Source organism: Erysipelothrix sp. P66 (genome assembly GCF_038682365.1).
Taxonomy (GTDB): domain Bacteria; phylum Bacillota_I; class Bacilli_A; order Erysipelotrichales; family Erysipelotrichaceae; genus Erysipelothrix; species Erysipelothrix piscisicarius.
The window spans coordinates 1,156,620-1,176,537 of sequence record NZ_CP152290.1 but is presented as its reverse complement, the minus strand read 5'-3'; the positions used below and the strand labels follow the sequence as shown (position 1 = coordinate 1,176,537).

Genomic DNA, 19,918 nt, shown 5'->3' with positions numbered 1-19,918 from the left:
AGGAGGGATTGCTATGAGCGAAAAAAATATAACAATAAGCGTTCCTGTTGTTGCAACGCGCGGTGTTATTGTGTTTCCAGAACAAGAAATTATGATTGAAGTTGGCCGTCACAAGAGCATGAATGCTATTGACGAAGCAGAAAAGTTCTTTAATGGACAAGTCGTGCTTGTAAGTCAAAAAGACATTCTTGTGGACGATCCGCGTCAAGACGAACTTTTTGAGTATGGTTCACTTGTTAATATTAAAGCCGTAAAACGTAAACAAGGATTTTTACGTGTTACATTTACAGGATTAAAACGTGTTAAAATCGACACATTAAACGATGATGGACGCATGCTTTTCGGTGCAGTAACATCTTTAGATGATATTATTGGCGAAGAAAACGAAGAAATGGCATTAGTTCGTCGTATTACGAATGAAATTGAACAGGTTTCTGTTCAAAATATAACAATCCCTACTGAGATTGTTAATCAATTAACGATGGGCGTGTCTGCCTCACAATTGAGTGATCAATTTGCTCAATACTTCCCACTTCAACTTGAACGCAAGCAGGAATTGCTGGAAGAATTAAGTGTAAACGAACGTCTTCTAATGATTATCGAAGAGATTCAACGCGAGCATACGCTTGCTCAGATTGAAAACACGATTAACGAAAAGGTTAAAGATCGTGTTGAAGAAAACCAACGTGAATATTACTTACGTGAAAAAATGCGCGCAATTCGTGAAGAATTGGGTGATGTCAGTGATATTGGCGAGGATAGCGATGAATTCCGTGAAATGATCGAGAACAATCCTTATCCAGAATATGTTAAAGAAAAAGCGATGGAGGAATTGCGTCGTTATGAAATGTTACCACAAGCCTCAGGTGAGTCGGGTGTTGTTCGTTCATATCTAGAATGGCTATTAAAAACACCATGGTGGCAACAAACGGAAGATATTAAAGATTTAAATCTTGTGCGTGAAAAACTTGATGATGACCACTTCGGTTTGGATAAAGTTAAAGATCGTATTATGGAGTATCTTGCGGTTAAAGAAATGACCGGGAATTTAGAAGCTCCAATCATCTGTTTAGTGGGGCCTCCAGGGGTTGGTAAAACGTCACTTGCGAAATCAATTGCGGATTCACTTGGTCGTGAATTTGTAAAAGCATCTGTAGGTGGTGTGCGTGATGAAGCGGAAATTCGTGGTCACCGTCGTACTTATCTTGGATCATTACCAGGACGTATTATTCAGGGAATGAAAAAAGCGGGTGTTGTGAATCCAGTGTTCTTAATTGATGAGATTGATAAAATGGCGTCAGATTATAAGGGCGATCCTTCAAGTGCGATGCTTGAAGTGTTGGATCCTGAACAAAACAAAATGTTTAGCGATAACTACTTAGAAGAACCTTATGATTTATCAAATGTTATGTTCGTAGCGACTGCAAACTACTTAGGGGATATTCCTGAAGCGTTACGCGATCGTTTAGAAATTATTCAACTTAGTTCATACACTGAAGAAGAAAAACTTAATATAGCGAAAGAACATTTAATACCAAAACAATTGGAATCAAACGGACTTAAAAAATCTCAATTCCGTATGAGTGATGCACAATTACGATATGTAATTCGTCACTACACACGCGAAGCAGGGGTTCGCCAATTAGAGCGTGTCATTGCGTCGTTATGTAGAAAAACGGTTCTTGCAATCCTCAAAGATGGTAAGAAAACAATCACAATCAATAAAGACCTAATTACAGAGTGGTTAGGACAAATTATTTTCGAATATGGCCAAAAAGAGAAGAAAGATCAAGTTGGTGTTGTAACAGGTCTTGCTTATACTCAATTTGGTGGTGATGTACTTCCAATTGAAGTAACAACGTACGAAGGTAAGGGTCGACTTGTGGTTACGGGACAATTGGGTGATGTAATGAAGGAGTCGGCAGAAATTGCAATGGGATATGTTAAGAGTCATGCTCGCAGTTTGAATATTGCTCCGGATTTCTTTGAAAAACATGATGTCCAAGTTCACGTACCAGAAGGTGCTGTTCCAAAAGATGGTCCTTCGGCAGGTGTAACCTTTACGACGGCATTAATCAGTGCTTTAACTGAAAATAAAGTGCGTGCAAACCTTGCGATGACTGGTGAAATTACATTGCGCGGTAATGTCTTGCCAATTGGTGGTTTAAAAGAGAAATCCCTAGCGGCACATCGTGTAGGCATTAACCGAATTGTCATTCCAAAACTCAATGAAAAAGACTTAGCGGAAGTTCCAGATGTTGTTAAGGAAAGTGTAACATTTATTCCATGCGAAACCATTGATGAAGTGTTGAAAGAAGCGCTTATTTAATGGCGTGGAAGACAAATGATGCGCAGTTGATTATCTCAGCTGCGCATTCGTCTCAATTTCCTGAGACGGGACAAAAAGAAATTGTTATGGTAGGTAAATCAAATGTAGGGAAATCTTCGTTGATAAATGCGATAACAAACCGTAAGAAGTTAGCTTATGTTGGACAAACACCTGGGAAAACCCGTTTAATAAACTTCTATCATATTAACGATGAAGTTATTTTAACGGACGTACCAGGTTATGGTTTCGCAAATCGTTCCAAACAAGAGCAAATCCATTATGGGACGTTGATGGATAGTTACTTTGAATTACGTCATCCATCCGTCATGCTTGTCCTTGTGGATGTTCGTCGTGGTGTAAGCCAAGATGACCTAATGATGATTGAGTTTGCGATTCATTACGGAATTCGTTATGCTCTTGTTTTATCAAAAGTCGATAAATTATCAAGGAACAAGATCAATAACATAAAGCGTGATGTCTTTAAGGAATTCCCGGATGTTACGGTACTTGAGTTTTCATCATTAAAAAATGAAACGCGTGAACCGATCATTAAATTTATTGAACAAAATATTTAACAATATTAACTGCAATGCGATGTCAATGACATCGCGATGGAACACATGAGAGGGACGAAAATGAAAAAACTATTTTGGAAAATTAAGTATTATTTTAAACGTCTTTTTAGTATGGATTTTTCTGGATTTAAAAATGCTATCCAATATGCACATGAAAAGAGTGGGCGTTCTCGTATCGTGTTATTTTTTGATATGGTTTGGTGTTCATTTAAATATACTGCGGGCTATGTTGATTACAATGAGTTTGAATTCTATGATTTGAACAGTAAGCAACGGGAAACCTTTATTACACTCGGTCATTCTGCAAGGATTGCTAAGTACTATAATGATCCTGAATATCTCGATATTTTTGATGATAAATCAATTTTTGTGAAGCGTTTTAGTGATTTTGTTCACCGTGATACCTTTGATATTCGTGAAAGCGACGCAAAAGGGCTTGAAGCCTTTGTTCGTAAACACGGAAAAGTCATGGCAAAACGTACAACGGATTACGTTGGTCGTGGTATTGAGGTTGTTGATGTGAATGAAAATCCGGATCTTGATTTTGAAGAACTTTATGTAGCATTGATGGATAACCGTCAATATCTTATTGAAGAGTTCTTTAAACAACATCCTAAAATGAATGAATTATCACCTACGAGTGTTAATACGCTGCGCGTCATTACATTTTTAGATGATGAGAATGTTCCTCGAATTTTAGTATCGGTATTAAAATCGGGATTAGGAAGCCACGTTGATAATATCGGTCAGGGCGGTATGTATACCATTCTTGATGATACGGGAACCGTTGTTTACCCATTTATCGACAAAAACTGTAATCAACATACAAAGCATCCAATTACTGGAACTGATTTGATTGGTTTTCAAGTGCCCCATTATGAACAACTGATTTCGAGCATTAAAGAAGCGTGTCTTGTGATTCCACAAGTTCGCTATATGGGTTGGGATGTTGCGGTTGGTGTTGATGGTCCTGAAATTATTGAAGGCAATTCATCGACTGGTCCATTCCAAGTGATTCCAAGTATGTCTGATGAAAAAGTCGGTGTTAAGCCGATCTATGATCAATACATTAAAACGTATTAAAGAGCGAAAGCTCTTTTTTTTATCTGCTCAGGTCTAATTGACGGGTAAGTTTCTATGTGATAAAATAAGATAAATCGTTGAACAAGAAGAGTAACTTATGGATTGAGCTAAGAGAGTTGTTGGTTGGTGCGAAACAATCTGATGCATGAGTGAAGGTAGCTTGGGAGATTAATGTCTGAACGTTAAGTAAGATGTTACGTAGCCCGCGTTAACGGCAAGAAGGCATACGCATGTATGTAAATTAAGGTGGTACCACGATTCATCGTCCTTTGGATGGTGTTTTTTTTATTTTTTAAGGAGGAATTATGAAGGCTAAGACAGATTTAGTACTTGAAACGGAGCGGTTAATTCTTCGTTCGGTCGTTCTTGAAGATGCCGATGATATGTATCTCTATGCACGGACGTATCAAGTAACACGTATGACACGATTTAAGCCTCATCAAAATGTCGAGGATACGAAGCAGGTAATTAAGAATGTCTTTTTATCCAGACCTCAAAAGGGTTGGCCGGAAGCGTTTGCGATTACTTTAAAAAATAATGGCCGAATGATTGGTACGTGTGATTTTTGGCCAATCAGTGAATCGGAAGGTGTGTACGAGATGGGTTATGCATTAAATCCGCGTTTTTGGGGATTAGGTCTGATCACTGAAGCGGCAACTGCGGTTTTAGATTTCGCATTTAACACATATGATGTACGTCGTATGGAATTGAAACATTTAAAGTGTAATCCCGCGTCGGGTGCTGTCGCACGAAAAATAGGTTTTATTGAAGAAGGAATCAAACGTCAAGCGGCGAAGTTCGAAGACGGCTATGATGATATTGTATGTTATGGACTACTCAAGGAGGAATATGATGACCGAGAAACTGGCGAAGAAGTATGCTCACAACGAAGTTGAATTAAATAAATACAATGAATGGATTGAAAAGGGTTATTTTACCGCAGGAGATACCTCAAAGGCGCCTTATTCATTGGTAATTCCACCCCCAAATGTTACAGGTAAATTACATTTAGGGCACGCATGGGATAATACATTACAAGATATTATTATTCGTTATCAGCGATTGCTGGGTAAGGACACACTTTATTTACCTGGTATGGATCATGCAGGGATTGCGACTCAGGCTAAAGTTGAGCAAAAAATGCGTGAACAAGGCATTTCACGATATGATCTTGGGCGCGAGGCTTTTTTAGATAAATCGTGGGAATGGAAAGAAGAATATGCGGGTCATATTCGCGAACAATGGTCTAAACTGGGGATTTCAGTTGATTATTCGCGTGAACGATTTACACTTGATGAAGGTTTAAACCAAGCAGTTAATAAAGTTTTTGTGGATTTATATCGTGATGGTCTAATTTTTCAAGGTTATCGCATTATAAACTGGGATGTTGAAGCACAAACTGCGCTTTCAAATATTGAAGTGATTCATAAAGAAGTCGAAGGGAATTTCTACACATTTGACTATACTGTTGTTGAAACAGGGGAACAATTGAAAGTTTCCACAACACGTCCTGAGACGATGTTTGGGGATGTTTGTATTGTTGTCCATCCGGATGATTCTCGTTACACTCATGTTGTCGGTATGCATGCGATTAACCCTGCCAATGGGGAATCTTTACCGATTATTACCGATGATTACATCGATATCGAATTTGGTACGGGTGTCATGAAATGTACACCTGCTCATGATCCTAATGACTTTGTTATTGGTGAAAAATATGGTCTTGAAATGCCAATTTGTATGAATCCTGATGGCACGATGAATGATCTTGCAGGGAAATACCAAGGTATGGAACGTTTTGAATGTCGTAAGGCTTTAGTAGCGGATATTGAAGCAGCTGGTAAACTTGTTTCAATCGAGAAGCATGTACACCAAGTTGGGCACTCAGAACGTACGGATGTTATTGTGGAACCATATCTTTCAAAACAATGGTTTGTTAAGATGAAGCCCTTAGCGGATGAAGTTCTTGCACACCAACAAAGTGATGATAAAATTAATTTTTACCCGGAACGCTTTGAAAATACGTTCACACGCTGGTTGGATAATATTGAAGATTGGTGTATATCGCGTCAATTATGGTGGGGTCACCGTATACCCGCATGGTTCCACAATGAAACTGAAGAGATTTATGTAGGACTTGAAGCACCGGAAGATATTGAAAATTGGCATCAAGATGAAGATGTTTTAGATACATGGTTCTCGAGTGCATTATGGCCGTTTTCAACGCTTGGATGGCCAGAGAACACAGAAGATTTGGAACGTTATTATCCAACGAATGTCTTAGTAACCGGATATGATATTATCTTCTTCTGGGTCGCACGTATGGCTTTCCAAGCCCGTTATTTTACAAATTCAAGACCATTCGAAGATGTCTTAATTCATGGTTTAATTCGTGATCAAGATGGCCGTAAGATGAGTAAGTCATTGGGTAATGGTGTTGATCCAATGGACGTGATTGAAACGTATGGTGTTGATGCCTTGCGTTATTTCCTCACGACAAATTCAACACCGGGTCAAGATATGCGCTATATGCCAGAAAAAGTAGAATCTTCTTGGAATTTTATTAATAAAATTTGGAATGCATCCCGTTTTGTATTAATGCATATAGAAGACGGCGTTTATGAACTCGAGAAAGCTACATTATCACAAGTTGATCGTCATATTATCGATAAGTTTAATCAAACACTTGAAGAAGTATCACGAAATATGGATAAATATGAATTTGCGCTCGTAGGAAATACTTTAACACGTTTTGTTTGGGATGATTTCTGCAGCTGGTATATTGAATTGAGTAAGAGCGGATTACAAAGTGATGTGGCTGATGTTGTGTACGCAACCAAGGCAACGCTCTCACACATGCTTAAAAACATTGTCATCCTCTTACATCCTTTTATGCCATTTGTTACTGAAGAAATATATTGTGCATTACCGAATCATCTAGATTCGATTAACTTGGAATCATGGCCAGTTGCACTGGACATTGAATCAACAGATCTTGAAGAAGTTGACTTTATGATTGAAGCAATTCAAGCAGTTCGTGAGGTTCGTGTAAGCTATGATGTGAAACCTTCGAAACCACTAAACGTTGCGGTTCTCGATGCAAATAATGGCGTGTACGCTTTTAATCCAGTACTTACACGTATGTTTGAATCGATGGCTAAGGTTACTATAACCTCATTACCTGAAGGCAGTATTACCCAACCAATTCATGGTGGTGCAATCTGTTTCGTACAAGAAGAGCTTGTTGATCGTGAAGCGTTGGTTGCGAAACTTCAAAAAGAGCAACAAAAACTTGAAAGTGAAATTACTCGTGCAGAGAAAATGCTTTCAAATGAAAAATTTATTGCGAAAGCGCCAGAATCAAAAGTATTAGAAGAACGCGCTAAACTTGATGAATATCGTCGTCAACTATCATTGGTTTTAGAACAATTACAATAATTAAAAGGACCCTCGAGGTCCTTTTAATTTGCTTAAATTACGAATGTACGTGTATAATCGAACTTAGAAGGATAGGTTATGAATATGAAATTAGATAAAACAACATTCTCAATTATTGAATTTAACGAAGAGGTGGGCTACCTTGAAACGAAAGCTGAAGAAGGATTGATGCTTGAAAGCTATGATGGAATTGGCTACCATTTCAAGGAAAGTGAGCCAGCCAAATTAAACTTCGAAGTGGCGTATACAATAGAACCGATGCACGACAACCTTATGGACTTGTATCTGAATCAAGGATTTATTTTAATTTGCGATTACAGGAGTGAAAAAGGAGGAACTTATTATTATTTCGCAAGACCACGTTCAAACCAACCCATAGAATCGTTTAATGAGGACCGCGTTGAGGTCATAAAAATGATGATCCACCGCATTGAACGGTTTACAGGGATTGTAATTGGGGCGTTGCTTGTATTTTTCATCTATTTGTATTTAAATTATCGCAATAATCTTTATTTCATTATTATTGGTGCTGGTGGCGTTTTGGGTATCTATACGTACCAACTTCGTCGTAAAGCGAAAGCGGTACTTGAAGAAATTAGTAAATAATACTGGTAAATCAAGTAAAAATTTACTAAAATCTAGATAGAGGTACAAACTAAAAAAAAGGAGGAAATTATGGCTACCATTAAAGATATCGCATTGAAGGCACACGTCAGTCAGGCAACCGTTTCTCGGATCTTAAATGAGGATCCAACATTAAGTGTCAAAGATGAAACCCGTGACGAAGTGTTTCGTGTTGCGAAAGAATTGAATTACCGGATTAAGAAAAAGAATAAAAAAGCAGATGTATTGATGGTTGGTATTGTTCAATGGATTTCAAGTAATGAAGAGGAAGAGGATCCCTACTACTACTCACTCCGTATGAGTGTTGAGAATTTCTGTATAAGTCATAAAATTCAAATAAAGCGTTATTATAAAGAGAATATGGTTGATGTGTTTTTGGAAGATGATCTGGATGGATTAGTCTGTGTTGGTAAGTTCTCACACCAACAGGCAAATGATTTGGAACGGCATTGTCCTGCGATTGTATTTGTGGATTCAAATCCTGATTCGCACAAATATTCTGCTGTTGTACATGATCTTGAAGGGGCTACTGCAGCTGCAATCAACCATCTTAAAGCGATGGGACACACACGTATTGGCTATATTGGAGGTCGTGAGTATTTAGGGGCTACGAAGATTGAATATGTTGATCGACGCGAAAGTACATTTAATGAGTTGATGCAAAAGGATCCTGAATTGGATTTTAATAAAGCGAATGTTTACTTGGGGAAATATACAGCTCAAACGGGATATGCAAGTGTGATTGAAGCATTAAAGCATGAAGTTGTACCTACAGCTTTTGTTTGTGCAAGCGACACGATTGCAATGGGTGCATTACGAGCTTTAGGGGAAATGAAAGAATCAATCCCGCACCAAATATCCATCGTCGGGTATAACGATATTGCCAGTGCTAAGTTCTTTAATCCGCCCCTTACAACGGTTGCGTTGGATACAAAATACATGGGTGAGTTGGCAGCGCAATTGTTGACATTGATGATTAGCTCTAAGAGTTTTATCCCGGTTAAGGTTGTCTGTTCCACGAAGCTGGTGGTTAGAGAAACTGTATTTTCAGTAAAAACTTTACTGTAAGCGTTGACATAAGCGCTTACATGGGTTATTATGACCTTGCTAGTGGTAAAACATTTACTAGAATTTAGTACAGGAGGAAGTACAGATGAAGAAATTGAGTAAATTGATTTTAGTATCATTGTTAGCACTTACTTTATTCGGATGCTCATCCAAGGGTGGAGCAGAAGGAAATGCTAATGAAGGTGGAAAGACTTACAACATCGGAGTTGCAATCTATAAATTCGATGATAACTTCATGACACTATATCGTGAAGAACTTGCATCATACTTTAAAGAAGTAGGGGAAAAAGACGGAAACACTTACAAACTTGACATTCAAGATGGTAAGCAAGACCAAGCAAACCAAACAGAGCAAATTAATAACTTTATTGCTCAAGGTAAAGATTTAATCATCGCAAACATGGTTGACCCTACAGCAGCAGGATCAATTATCAATTCGGCAAAAGCAAAAGACATTCCAGTTGTATTCATTAACCGTGAACCAGAAACACAAGAATTAGAAATCTGGCCAGGAAAAACAACATATGTTGGTGCTGATGCAACACAATCCGGAACAATCCAAGGATATATGATCGCAAACCTTGAAAATAAAGGTGATATCGATGGTGATGGCGTTGTAAGTTACATTACTTTAATGGGTGACCCTGCAAACGTTGATGCAAAACAACGTACTGAGTTCTCAGTTAAAGGTCTTGAAGAAAAAGGCGTTAAAACAAGTGCTTTAGCTCAACCTTACCAAGCGAACTGGGATACAGCTAAAGGTCAAGAATTTACAGCAAACGCATTAGAACAATTTGGAAATAAATTAGAAGTTGTATTTGCAAATAATGACGGTATGGCAGTTGGTGCTGTTACAGCAATCGAAGCAGCTGGACGTAAAGTTGGTGAAGATATCTTCGTAGTTGGAGTTGATGCAATTCCAGATGCGATCGAACTTCTAAAAGGTGGTAAGTTAACAGGTACAGTTCTTAATGACCACTTTAACCAATCACACACAGCAGTTGATGTAGCACTTGAATTATTGCAAGGAAAAGATGTTTCAGCTTACTACTGGCATGATTATGTTGGAGTAACAAAACCTGAAGAAGCAGAACTTAAACGTGCAGAAGCTCGTAAAGAAACTGTAGAAGAAGCAGTAAAACGTTACGCAGAACGTGACGCTCAATAATTTAAAAATACGTTAATGTTTAATCTCAAGTGTGCTTAACGGCACACTTGAATATTTATAAGGATAGGAAGGTGACCGACATGAGCGAATACATCCTAGAAATGAAAGATATTAATAAAACATTCCCTGGGGTTAAAGCATTAGACCATGTCAATTTACGATTAAAACCGGGTACAGTTCATGCACTTATGGGTGAAAATGGAGCTGGGAAATCAACGTTGATGAAATGTTTATATGGAATCTATCATAGAGATTCAGGGTCCGTAATCTTTAATGGTAATGAGGTTGAATTTAAAGATGCAAAGGAAGCCATTGATTCAGGAATTTCAATGATTCATCAAGAATTACAACCAATTCGTATGATGACTGTTGGGGAAAATATTTTCTTAGGAAATTACCCAATGACCAAATTTAATACGGTCGATCATAAGAAAATGTATCATGAAACGAAACGTTTATTAGAAGAAGTTGGATTGGATGTGGAGCCAACAACGTTACTTAATGAATTAACCGTTTCACAAATGCAGTCAATTGAAATTGCAAAGGCAATTTCGCATAACGCTAAGGTTGTAATTATGGATGAGCCAACATCATCACTAACTGCTACAGAAGTGGAGAAACTGTTTGCAATTATTGATAAACTCACCAAAAAAGGCATCGCAATTGTTTATATTTCCCACAAAATGGATGAAATATTAAGAATTTCGGATGAAATAACAATCATGCGGGATGGTTGTTATGTTGGCACATGGCCAGCAAGTGAAATGACGAATGATTCAATTATTAAAAATATGGTTGGTCGTGAGTTGAAAAGTTTATTCCCTCCAAAGACAAACAAACCGACTGATGAAGTTGTCTTACGTGTTGAGAATTTAACGTCACCAAATCCATTGTCATTTAAAGAGTGTTATTTTGAATTAAAACGTGGTGAAATCTTGGGGGTAGGGGGCCTTGTAGGCGCTCAACGTACCGAACTTATGGAAGCGATCTATGGTATGCGCGCAATTGATCATGGGATTGTAAAATTAGGGGATAAACAACTTGTTGTGAATCGTCCTCAAGATGCAATCCGTAATGGAATCGCGCTGGTTACGGAAGACCGACGCGGGAATGGTATCTTTGGTGTTTTATCCGTATCGGATAACGTTGCCATCGCATCGATTGATCAGTATATTCATAAAGGTCTTTTGGATGATAAAAAAATAAGCGAAGTTGTTGATCGCAGTATTGATCGCCTAAACATTAAAACTGCAAGCAAGAAAACGCATATTGAAAATCTATCTGGAGGAAACCAACAAAAAGTAATTCTATCGCGTTGGTTAGCCAATAATCCTGACATTCTAATTTTAGATGAACCAACACGTGGTATTGATGTTGGTGCGAAGTTTGAGATTTACCAAATCATTAATGAGTTAGCTGCTGAAGGTAAGAGCATCATCATGATTTCTTCAGAGATGGCGGAACTTTTAGGGGTCTCAGATCGTATTATGGTAATGTGTGAGGGTCGTGTTTCAGGCTTTTTAGATAAAGAAGAAGCAACACAAGAAAGTGTTATGACGCTTGCAACGAAGTTTATGGAATAAGGGAGAAAAATTATGACAACGCATTTATTTGAAAAAAAAGATAAAAAATTCGATCTTAAAGATTTTTTAACAAATTACTCTATGTATATCGTGGTTGCGGTTATGATTCTATTTACAGGTATTACACAAGATAACTTCTTTACCGTCGGAAACGTTTCCAACATTCTTGCGAATACATCAGTACGCTTTATTATCGCTTTAGGGGTTTCAGGTACATTAATTATTCGAGGAACTGATTTATCGGCAGGACGTATCGTGGGATTATCCGCATTGATTACCGGAACACTTGTTCAAAAGCCGGACTTTATCGGTAAATTCTTTCCAAATGTTCCAGATATGCCTTTAATTGTACCATTACTGATTGTATTGGTTGTATGTACGGTATTTGGGATTATCAATGGTCTCATTGTTGCTTATCTTAATGTTCCACCGTTCCTAGCAACATTGGGTACACAAATTATGATTTATGGGATCAATATGCTTTACGGTCAAAATAAACCGATTGGTACGTTTAAAGATGAGTTTATCCAAATTGGTCAAGGTAAAATTTTTGGTGCCATTCCATACTTAACGATTATCGCAATTTTTGTTGGAATCTTAATGTGGATCTTATTTAATAAGACAAAACATGGTAAATATATGTATGCGATCGGTGGTAATGAAAATGCAGCTGAAGTATCAGGTGTGAACGTTCGCCGTTCTAAAGTACGTATCTTTGCACTCGCAGGGTTCTTATATGGATTAGCTGGCTACTTACTCTCTGCTAAAACTGGATCTGTTGGACCATCAGCAGGACAAGGTTATGAACTTGAAGCGATTGCATCAGCAACAATCGGGGGTGTTTCAACAGCTGGGGGACAAGGTACAGTACCGGGAATCTTACTTGGGGTATTTGTATTTGAACTCTTAAAAGTTTGTCTTTCATACTTAGGTGTATCACCTGATATGACAAACGTAATTCAAGGTATTGTTATTATTATTGCCGTTGCACTTGATATCCGTAAAACGACACGTAAAAAATAATTATGGAAAAACAACTTGCACAACAATTTGAGACCGTATTTGGTGTAAATCATGAATTTGAATTTTTTGCACCAGGTCGTATTAATTTAATTGGGGAACATATTGACTACAGCGGCGGTTCAGTATTTCCTTGCGCGATTACATACGGTACTTATGCGCTTGTTCGTAAGCGCAACGATAAACAACTCAATCTTTATTCAGCCAATTTTGAGAATTTAGGCATTATCACTTCGGAAGTCGATCAACTTGTTTATGATGAAAAAGATGATTGGGCCAACTATCCCAAAGGTGTGATCAAAATGTTTGAGTTGGAAGGTCATGTATGTGACTTTGGCCTCGATATTCTCTATTATGGAAATATTCCAAATGGAGCGGGTCTTTCAAGCTCAGCTTCGATTGAAGTTCTAACAGCTTGGATTGTCAATAAACTGTTTCATTTCAATGAAGATATGATTACATGTGTTAAATTATCGCAGAAAGCAGAAAATCAATTTATTGGTGTAAACTGCGGTATTATGGATCAATTTGCTGTGGGGATGGGCCAGAAAGATCATGCAATTTTATTAAATACGAATACGCTTGCTTATGAATATGTTCCTGTTGAACTGGGGAATGCATCCATCGTCATTGCGAATACAAATAAACGTCGTGGATTAGCGGATTCTGCTTATAATGAACGCAGAGCTCAATGCGAAAAAGCGCTTGCTATTCTTAAAGAGGAATATAATATTGAACACCTCTGTGATCTCTCCTTGGATCAATTGATAGCAAAAGAATCTCTATTTGAAGACAAACTTGTATATCGTCGTGCTTATCATGCTGTAAGTGAAAATGAACGAACTCAGCGTGCTTCAGAAGTTCTTAAATCAGGGGATATTCATGCTTTCGGAATGCTCATGAACGAAAGTCATCAATCGCTTCGTGATGATTATGAGGTTACTGGAATTGAACTTGATACCCTTGTGGAAAGTGCATGGGGTCAAACAGGTACCATTGGTGCACGCGTCACAGGAGCTGGTTTTGGAGGCTGTGCGATTGCGATTGTTGAGAATCAACACGTTGATGCATTCATTCAAAATGTCGGCACAGAATATGCTGAAAAAATTGGTTATGACGCAACATTCTACGTTGCGTCCGTTGGTGAAGGCACACATCAAATTAAATAATTGAAAAGGATGTGGCCTCACATCCTTTTCAACATTCATAAAGGGGAAACAGTATGTTAAGTGTGAAACAGGTGATGACACACCAAGAAAACGTCAAAGAAATTACATTAAAAACTGAAGAAGCCGAGGTAAAAATTTTAACTTTGGGTGGAACCATTACATCATTTAAATTGACGGATGATCTTAATGTAGTAACGTCATTTATGAATTATGAAGATTATCTCAATAATTCTGTTTACTTAGGGTCGTGTATTGGTCCTTTAGCAGGAAGAACACGTGATGGAGTGATTCATTCAGATGAAACCACTTTGAATCTAAGTCAAAATAATGGTAAAGCGCATTTACATGGTGGTTATGAAGGCTTATCTACTCGTAATTTAACCATTAAAAGTCTTTATGATGATGACGAACCGATTGTAGTACTTGAAGGGGATTTTAATCATGAACGTGATGGTTATCCAGGTAATGTACGTTATGAGATTATTTATCGTTTAGATGGTTCATCATTGTCGGTCAGCTATACTGCAACGCCTTCATGTTCAATGCCTTTAAATCTTACGAATCATATGTATTTTGATTTATTGGGCCATGGTGATTTATCACAGCATCATCTTCTTGTTGACGCGGATTGCGTTGCTTATCTTGATGAGGATTTATGTACGGATGGTACATTGATTGATGTAACGGATACAGTCTTTGATTTACGAGATAACCCATCGCTTGAATCTGTTTTACAAGGCTACCATCCACAATTTCAAAATACACGACATCTAGACCACAATTATCAATTAATCGGTGATAAACGCGTTATATTGTCCGCTATGAACAAATCATTACTTATTGAAACATCGTGCCCGGCGGTTCAAATTTATTTTGCGAATTATTTCGATGAAAGTTTTAAGAACGGTCACGGTCAATTTGCCTTGAATCACTCAGCCATCGCCATTGAACCGGAATATTTACCAGGAAGTTGTGTTCCTTGGTTTTCAGAAGAAAATCCATATCAAGAAATCACGACGTATACCCTTAAGAAATAAGAGAAGACGAAAGTCTTCTCTTTTCATTGATGGGTGACATTTACATAAAGGAATTACCCTTACATTTGTAGATGTAAAAATTGTCATCAAAAGGTGTTCCATTATTAATCATGGAGATACAATCATACACTAGATTCTAAGCGAGATATGATAAGATAAAGGAAGAAAAGAGTGATAGTGTGAAAATAGTTCATTTAGCAGATTTACATATTGGAAGAAGGCTTAATGATTTGAGTCTTCTTGATGATCAACGGTATGTTTTAAATCAAATTATTGAGGCATTCGATACCATCAAACCGCATGTTTTGATTATTGCGGGGGATGTTTACGATAAAGCAAATCCTAGTTCAGAAGCATTTGAAGTTTGGAATGATTTTTTGACGCAGTTAGCGCAACAAAGTATTCATGTTTTAATTATTTCAGGGAATCATGATTCTCAAGAACGGCTGGGTGTGGGGCGTGCTCTTTTTGAAGAACACGATATTTATTTAGCGTCTCATTATACAGGTGCGATTTCGTCGGTAACACTCCACGACGATTTCGGACCCGTTCATTTTTATCTGTTTCCTTATATAAAACCGTCCATGGTGCGCAATTACCATCCGGAGTTTACGGGGAATACATTCCAGGAGGCATTTGAATTTATTTTCCAAGATTTAAAGATAAATCAAGATGAGCGAAACGTCGCGATTGCGCATCAATTTGTAATTGGAAATGGTATGACGCCAATCTTATCCGACTCTGAAATTGGACCCTCTGTAGGCGGGTTGGATGCAATAGATGCATCTTTATTTAAAGCATTTGATTATGTAGCGTTAGGTCATATTCATCGACCTCAGGCAATTGGTCGTGAAACCATTCGATACGCCGGCTCACCGCTAAAGTATTCATTCTCAGAATGCATGCATTCGAAACAATTACCCATCATTGACCTTAATAACGATGTATCCCTTTCGTTTATAGATATTAAACCCCTTCGGGATGTACGTTTGATAAAGGGGCCTTTAGAAAAACTTTATGAAATCGGAAAGGTTGAAGGAAGTGAAGATTATATTCATGCGGTGTTGACGGATGATATTATTCAAGGTGATGCGCTTCATAAATTAAGAAGTGTTTATCCAAACCTTGTGAGTTTGGATTTTGATAATACACGTACATCGACGGAAACTTCACTAGAACGTGCGACAACAATCTTAGAACAAAAACCTTTTGATCTTTTTAATACCTTTTTCACTGCACTCAATGGTCGTGATTTTAATCAGGAAGAATCAGATCTTGTGAAAGCAGTTATCGATGAAATTCAGGAGGAAATCTTATGAAACCGATACTTCTTTCGATGCGAGCATTCGGTCCGTATTTTGAAGAAACGACCGTAGACTTTACACAGTTTCACGAAGGTTTATTTTTAGTGACTGGCGATACAGGTGCAGGAAAAACCACTATTTTTGATGCCATATCTTTCGCGCTTTATGATGTAGCCAGTGGGAGCCAACGTCAATCAGAATCACTTCGAAGTGATTTCGCGGATCCCTCTGTTGAAACGTACGTTTCGTTAACCTTTAGTCATAGAAATGAGACTTATCGCATTATTCGAAAACCTCGCTATGAGCGTTTAAAAGCGCGTGGAGAAGGCACAACCGTGCAGAAAGCAACGGTACAACTTTATCTTCCAAATGGTCAAGAAATGGACGACATGAAAGCGGTGAATGCGAAGATTGTTGAAATTATTGGTTTGGATGCACAACAATTCAAACAAGTAGTCATGATTGCGCAAGGAGAGTTTTTAGAACTTCTAAATGCATCAAGTACGAAACGTTCCGAAATTTTTCGGACACTTTTTGATACGGAATTCTATCTTAAACTTCAAGAAAAATTAAAACAGAAAAATCTCAATCTTAAACGGGAATTGGAACATACAAAACATGAAGTGCAAAGTGTGTTAGATGGACTTCCAGATTCCATCGAAACGATTGAATATACCGGATTTAATCTTGACGATGTTAAGGATGATTTGGAACACAAACAGGCGATAATGATAAAGCGACGCGCATCACAACTTGAAACACAACAAAATTTCTCGATTAAACGGGATGTCCTTCTGGAATCAATTAAATCGTGGCAGTCGCATCAGCAAATCTTGAATTCTATTAAAGATAAAGAAATCGAAGCAGCTCAGTTGTATAAGCAAAAATCGGACTTTGAGGTCTTACGAAAAAATTTTGAAACTGAAACACTCATTGTGAACCACTTGATGCCGGTACATCACGCGCTTAAAGCTAATGAGGCAAAAATAGCGGCGCTAAATCTTCGTTACCAAGAAATTTGTGCCAAACTAAATACAGTTCAAAAAGAGTTCCAAGAAATTGAAGAACGTTATCTTCAACGAAATATACGTTTGGAACAGCTCGAACTCTTAAAACAACAAAAAACGATGTACACGAAAATGCTACCTCAATATAAGGCCTTGCAGACAGCTAACGATGCATACAAACAGGTAACAAGTGACCTTGATGCATTGAGTCAAAAAGAAAAGACGATGCTTAAACAGATTGAAAATAAAGAAACGTTGAACTCATCGATTTCATTGCTTATTGAACAAAAAAATGAACTTGAAAAACTCATTTTAATCCGATTGCATGAACTTGATACAGATTGCCAGCAATTAGAACTTAAACAAAAACACATTCATGACTTTGATCAAAAAAATATTCTTACAAGTCAATGGGAAAAGGCGTCTGCTGAATACCGTGAAAAAGAACATGTTTATTTGCAAGCAAGAGATCAACTTGTGAAACAAGAACTGCGCTATTACCAGGAACAAGCGGGTATGCTAGCACAAAATCTTGAAGAAGGATCCCCTTGTCCGGTCTGTGGTTCCTATGATCATCCAAACCCAGCCCAGGTTGTGGAATCGGTTCTAACTTATGATGAACTTCAAGTATTAAAAAACGAGGTTCAAAAGAAGCAAGAAGGGTGCCAAAAGCAGGCGTTGGTTTGTAATAATCTCAAATCAAAAATTGAAAACATATCAAAAGAAATTGGACCTATTGATGAGATAGCGCTACGCGAGGATTATCAATTGCATCGAGAACGGATTGATGCGAAGCGAGCCCTAATTGATGAACACAAACGTAACCTTGAAACCCAAACTTCACAACTAAATGCACTCCAACAACAACATCAAAATTTAGATAGTCTCAACAATGACTTAGAGAAACTGAAAGAGACCCAACATCAAATTCAAATGCGTAAAGTTTCGCTTGAAGCACAAATAAATATGATTCAAGCTGAATTAGAGTTCGAAAGTATCACGATATTGTCAGAGAAAATCGATCATTTAGATGTGCAAATTATAAGCGCGGAAGCCAAGGAACGTCACGAGTTGGAACGATATCAAGCGACCGCTCGTCTTCTTGAACAGATCGGAACTCAACGAATTGAGACGTCAAATCAACTTGAAACAGAACGTGATGAATGTTCGGAAAAACAACATCAGTTAGAAAAACTCAGTAAAAAATATGCCATTAACCTTGAAGCGGTTGACTGGAGTACGCTCAACGAAACACGTCTTAATGAGCAGGCGCAACAACTGAAAGATTATGACCATCGAATCATTCAGCTGAGTTCTGAGATTAATCAGTTAAAAGCTCAATCGAAGGAAACACCGAAACAGAGCTTGGAACACTTAAGCGAAGAAAAGGATGACGTTGAGAAAACATTGGCCAATCTTAATACATCGATACAAGAGGTTTCAACCCATACTGCGAGCTTGGCAATGGTATTGAAGCGATTGGAAGTCATTCAAAAAAACAGTGCAACGCTGGAACGACAAGGTGCATTATTGGATGGCCTTTCGAAAACTGCGAACGGTGATTTAAGTGGTAAACAAAAAATCGCACTTGAACATTATGTTCAATCAGCATATTTTGATTACATTGTGGAAGAAGCAAACAAACGGTTTACACCAATGACTTCAAATCGATATGTTCTTTTAAGACAAGAAAAAGCTGAAAGACTTAACACAAAGTCGGGCTTAGATTTGGATGTTTATGATCAATACACGGGTAAGATACGCTCGGTTAAGTCTTTATCGGGAGGAGAGTCCTTTAAAGCATCGTTATCACTTGCTTTAGGATTATCAGATGTAGTACAACGGTTTTCAGGTTCAGTTCGTGTCGATGCTCTCTTTATTGATGAAGGGTTTGGAACATTGGATGATACCTCACTCCAACAAGCCATGAAATCATTAACGGACCTTGCAGGCACTGCGGAATATGTCGGTATCATTTCTCATGTACCGGAGTTGAAAACACTAATAGAACAACAAATTATGATCACGAAGACAGAAAAAGGCAGCACAATTAAGACACGTGTGCTTTAAGCCACCTGTCTTTTTTATTGACAAAGTCTAGAGATTAGGATAATATCTAAATGCGAAACATTTGCAACAACAGGAGGTAAACCATGAAACAAGATCGGTCAACTGCGCATCGGAATTTAAAATCACCCAACATTAAAACACGAAAACGCGCACTAAAAATAATCAAACAATTACGTAAAAAGGGGAAATAAACATGAAAAAGGAAATTCATCCAGAATATCGAAAAGTTGTCTTTATGGATATCAATACACAAGCTCAATTTATCATTGGTTCTACGATTCAAACAGATAAAACGATAACACTTGAAGATGGGCGTGTGATGCCACTTGTAAATCTTGATATATCGTCAACATCGCATCCATTTTATACCGGAAAACAACGAGAAACGCGTGTTGAAGGTCAAATTGCGAAATTTAATCGTAAGTTTAAATCACAACAATAAA

General features: G+C 37.8%; 16 protein-coding genes and 1 other annotated feature. All 16 genes read left to right on the top strand.

Annotated elements, in window-relative coordinates:
* Window positions 1–13 precede the first annotated feature (13 nt).
* Complete coding sequence (gene lon, locus AAG186_RS05665; RefSeq protein ID WP_161637472.1) at window positions 14–2,329, top strand: endopeptidase La; 2,316 nt, start codon at window positions 14–16, stop codon at window positions 2,327–2,329.
* Window positions 2,329–2,904: a ribosome biogenesis GTP-binding protein YihA/YsxC gene (gene yihA / locus AAG186_RS05660; RefSeq protein ID WP_161637473.1), complete on the top strand. Its 576-nt coding sequence runs from the start codon at window positions 2,329–2,331 to the stop codon at window positions 2,902–2,904. Before lon ends, yihA begins: the two co-directional genes overlap by 1 nt.
* Window positions 2,905–2,964: 60 nt before the next feature.
* On the top strand, window positions 2,965–3,987 hold the full coding sequence (locus tag AAG186_RS05655) for a sugar-transfer associated ATP-grasp domain-containing protein (RefSeq protein WP_125164324.1): 1,023 nt from the start codon (window positions 2,965–2,967) through the stop codon (window positions 3,985–3,987).
* Window positions 3,988–4,055: 68 nt separating this feature from the next.
* Window positions 4,056–4,260, top strand: a binding site (T-box leader).
* 32 nt (window positions 4,261–4,292) lie between these two features.
* Complete coding sequence (locus AAG186_RS05650; protein ID WP_200549357.1) at window positions 4,293–4,883, top strand: GNAT family protein; 591 nt, start codon at window positions 4,293–4,295, stop codon at window positions 4,881–4,883.
* Window positions 4,840–7,425, top strand: a complete 2,586-nt coding sequence (locus AAG186_RS05645) for a valine--tRNA ligase (RefSeq protein ID WP_342622101.1) — start codon at window positions 4,840–4,842, stop codon at window positions 7,423–7,425. Before AAG186_RS05650 ends, AAG186_RS05645 begins: the two co-directional genes overlap by 44 nt.
* A 78-nt stretch (window positions 7,426–7,503) precedes the next feature.
* Entirely contained in the window at window positions 7,504–8,031 is a 528-nt protein-coding gene (locus tag AAG186_RS05640; protein WP_237558317.1) for a DUF2812 domain-containing protein, read from the top strand.
* Window positions 8,032–8,100: 69 nt separating this feature from the next.
* Complete coding sequence (locus AAG186_RS05635; RefSeq protein ID WP_161637476.1) at window positions 8,101–9,117, top strand: LacI family DNA-binding transcriptional regulator; 1,017 nt, start codon at window positions 8,101–8,103, stop codon at window positions 9,115–9,117.
* 85 nt (window positions 9,118–9,202) lie between these two features.
* On the top strand, window positions 9,203–10,285 hold the full coding sequence (locus tag AAG186_RS05630) for a galactose ABC transporter substrate-binding protein (RefSeq protein ID WP_161637477.1): 1,083 nt from the start codon (window positions 9,203–9,205) through the stop codon (window positions 10,283–10,285).
* An 80-nt stretch (window positions 10,286–10,365) separates the two neighbouring features.
* Window positions 10,366–11,868 carry a sugar ABC transporter ATP-binding protein gene (locus AAG186_RS05625; protein WP_161637478.1) on the top strand — a complete coding sequence of 501 codons (1,503 nt, stop codon included), beginning with the start codon at window positions 10,366–10,368 and terminating at the stop codon, window positions 11,866–11,868.
* 12 nt (window positions 11,869–11,880) lie between these two features.
* The gene (locus tag AAG186_RS05620) at window positions 11,881–12,891 is read left to right on the top strand and encodes a beta-methylgalactoside transporter (protein WP_161637479.1); all 1,011 of its coding nucleotides are present in this window, start codon (window positions 11,881–11,883) and stop codon (window positions 12,889–12,891) included.
* A gap of 2 nt (window positions 12,892–12,893) precedes the next feature.
* Window positions 12,894–14,057 (top strand): galactokinase, encoded by a 1,164-nt coding sequence (locus AAG186_RS05615; protein ID WP_125164329.1) that lies wholly within the window; start codon window positions 12,894–12,896, stop codon window positions 14,055–14,057.
* 53 nt (window positions 14,058–14,110) lie between these two features.
* Window positions 14,111–15,094 carry an aldose epimerase gene (locus AAG186_RS05610; protein ID WP_342621383.1) on the top strand — a complete coding sequence of 328 codons (984 nt, stop codon included), beginning with the start codon at window positions 14,111–14,113 and terminating at the stop codon, window positions 15,092–15,094.
* 179 nt (window positions 15,095–15,273) lie between these two features.
* Window positions 15,274–16,413 carry an exonuclease SbcCD subunit D gene (locus tag AAG186_RS05605; RefSeq protein ID WP_200542924.1) on the top strand — a complete coding sequence of 380 codons (1,140 nt, stop codon included), beginning with the start codon at window positions 15,274–15,276 and terminating at the stop codon, window positions 16,411–16,413.
* Complete coding sequence (locus tag AAG186_RS05600) at window positions 16,410–19,475, top strand: SMC family ATPase (RefSeq protein ID WP_342621382.1); 3,066 nt, start codon at window positions 16,410–16,412, stop codon at window positions 19,473–19,475. Before AAG186_RS05605 ends, AAG186_RS05600 begins: the two co-directional genes overlap by 4 nt.
* Window positions 19,476–19,558: 83 nt before the next feature.
* Window positions 19,559–19,666, top strand: coding sequence for a putative metal homeostasis protein (locus tag AAG186_RS05595; protein ID WP_125164333.1), 108 nt, complete (start codon window positions 19,559–19,561; stop codon window positions 19,664–19,666).
* A 2-nt stretch (window positions 19,667–19,668) separates the two neighbouring features.
* Complete coding sequence (locus AAG186_RS05590; RefSeq protein WP_125164334.1) at window positions 19,669–19,917, top strand: type B 50S ribosomal protein L31; 249 nt, start codon at window positions 19,669–19,671, stop codon at window positions 19,915–19,917.
* The last annotated feature ends 1 nt before the right edge of the window (window position 19,918 follow it).

What these genes read in the sequence shown, in the direction of transcription:
- lon (WP_161637472.1), top strand. Translation starts at nt 14, where the DNA reads ATGAGCGAAAAAAATATAACAATAAGCGTTCCTGTTGTTGCAACGCGC.
- yihA (WP_161637473.1), top strand. Translation starts at nt 2,329, where the DNA reads ATGGCGTGGAAGACAAATGATGCGCAGTTGATTATCTCAGCTGCGCAT.
- AAG186_RS05655 (WP_125164324.1), top strand. Translation starts at nt 2,965, where the DNA reads ATGAAAAAACTATTTTGGAAAATTAAGTATTATTTTAAACGTCTTTTT.
- AAG186_RS05650 (WP_200549357.1), top strand. Translation starts at nt 4,293, where the DNA reads ATGAAGGCTAAGACAGATTTAGTACTTGAAACGGAGCGGTTAATTCTT.
- AAG186_RS05645 (WP_342622101.1), top strand. Translation starts at nt 4,840, where the DNA reads ATGACCGAGAAACTGGCGAAGAAGTATGCTCACAACGAAGTTGAATTA.
- AAG186_RS05640 (WP_237558317.1), top strand. Translation starts at nt 7,504, where the DNA reads ATGAATATGAAATTAGATAAAACAACATTCTCAATTATTGAATTTAAC.
- AAG186_RS05635 (WP_161637476.1), top strand. Translation starts at nt 8,101, where the DNA reads ATGGCTACCATTAAAGATATCGCATTGAAGGCACACGTCAGTCAGGCA.
- AAG186_RS05630 (WP_161637477.1), top strand. Translation starts at nt 9,203, where the DNA reads ATGAAGAAATTGAGTAAATTGATTTTAGTATCATTGTTAGCACTTACT.
- AAG186_RS05625 (WP_161637478.1), top strand. Translation starts at nt 10,366, where the DNA reads ATGAGCGAATACATCCTAGAAATGAAAGATATTAATAAAACATTCCCT.
- AAG186_RS05620 (WP_161637479.1), top strand. Translation starts at nt 11,881, where the DNA reads ATGACAACGCATTTATTTGAAAAAAAAGATAAAAAATTCGATCTTAAA.
- AAG186_RS05615 (WP_125164329.1), top strand. Translation starts at nt 12,894, where the DNA reads ATGGAAAAACAACTTGCACAACAATTTGAGACCGTATTTGGTGTAAAT.
- AAG186_RS05610 (WP_342621383.1), top strand. Translation starts at nt 14,111, where the DNA reads ATGTTAAGTGTGAAACAGGTGATGACACACCAAGAAAACGTCAAAGAA.
- AAG186_RS05600 (WP_342621382.1), top strand. Translation starts at nt 16,410, where the DNA reads ATGAAACCGATACTTCTTTCGATGCGAGCATTCGGTCCGTATTTTGAA.
- AAG186_RS05595 (WP_125164333.1), top strand. Translation starts at nt 19,559, where the DNA reads ATGAAACAAGATCGGTCAACTGCGCATCGGAATTTAAAATCACCCAAC.
- AAG186_RS05590 (WP_125164334.1), top strand. Translation starts at nt 19,669, where the DNA reads ATGAAAAAGGAAATTCATCCAGAATATCGAAAAGTTGTCTTTATGGAT.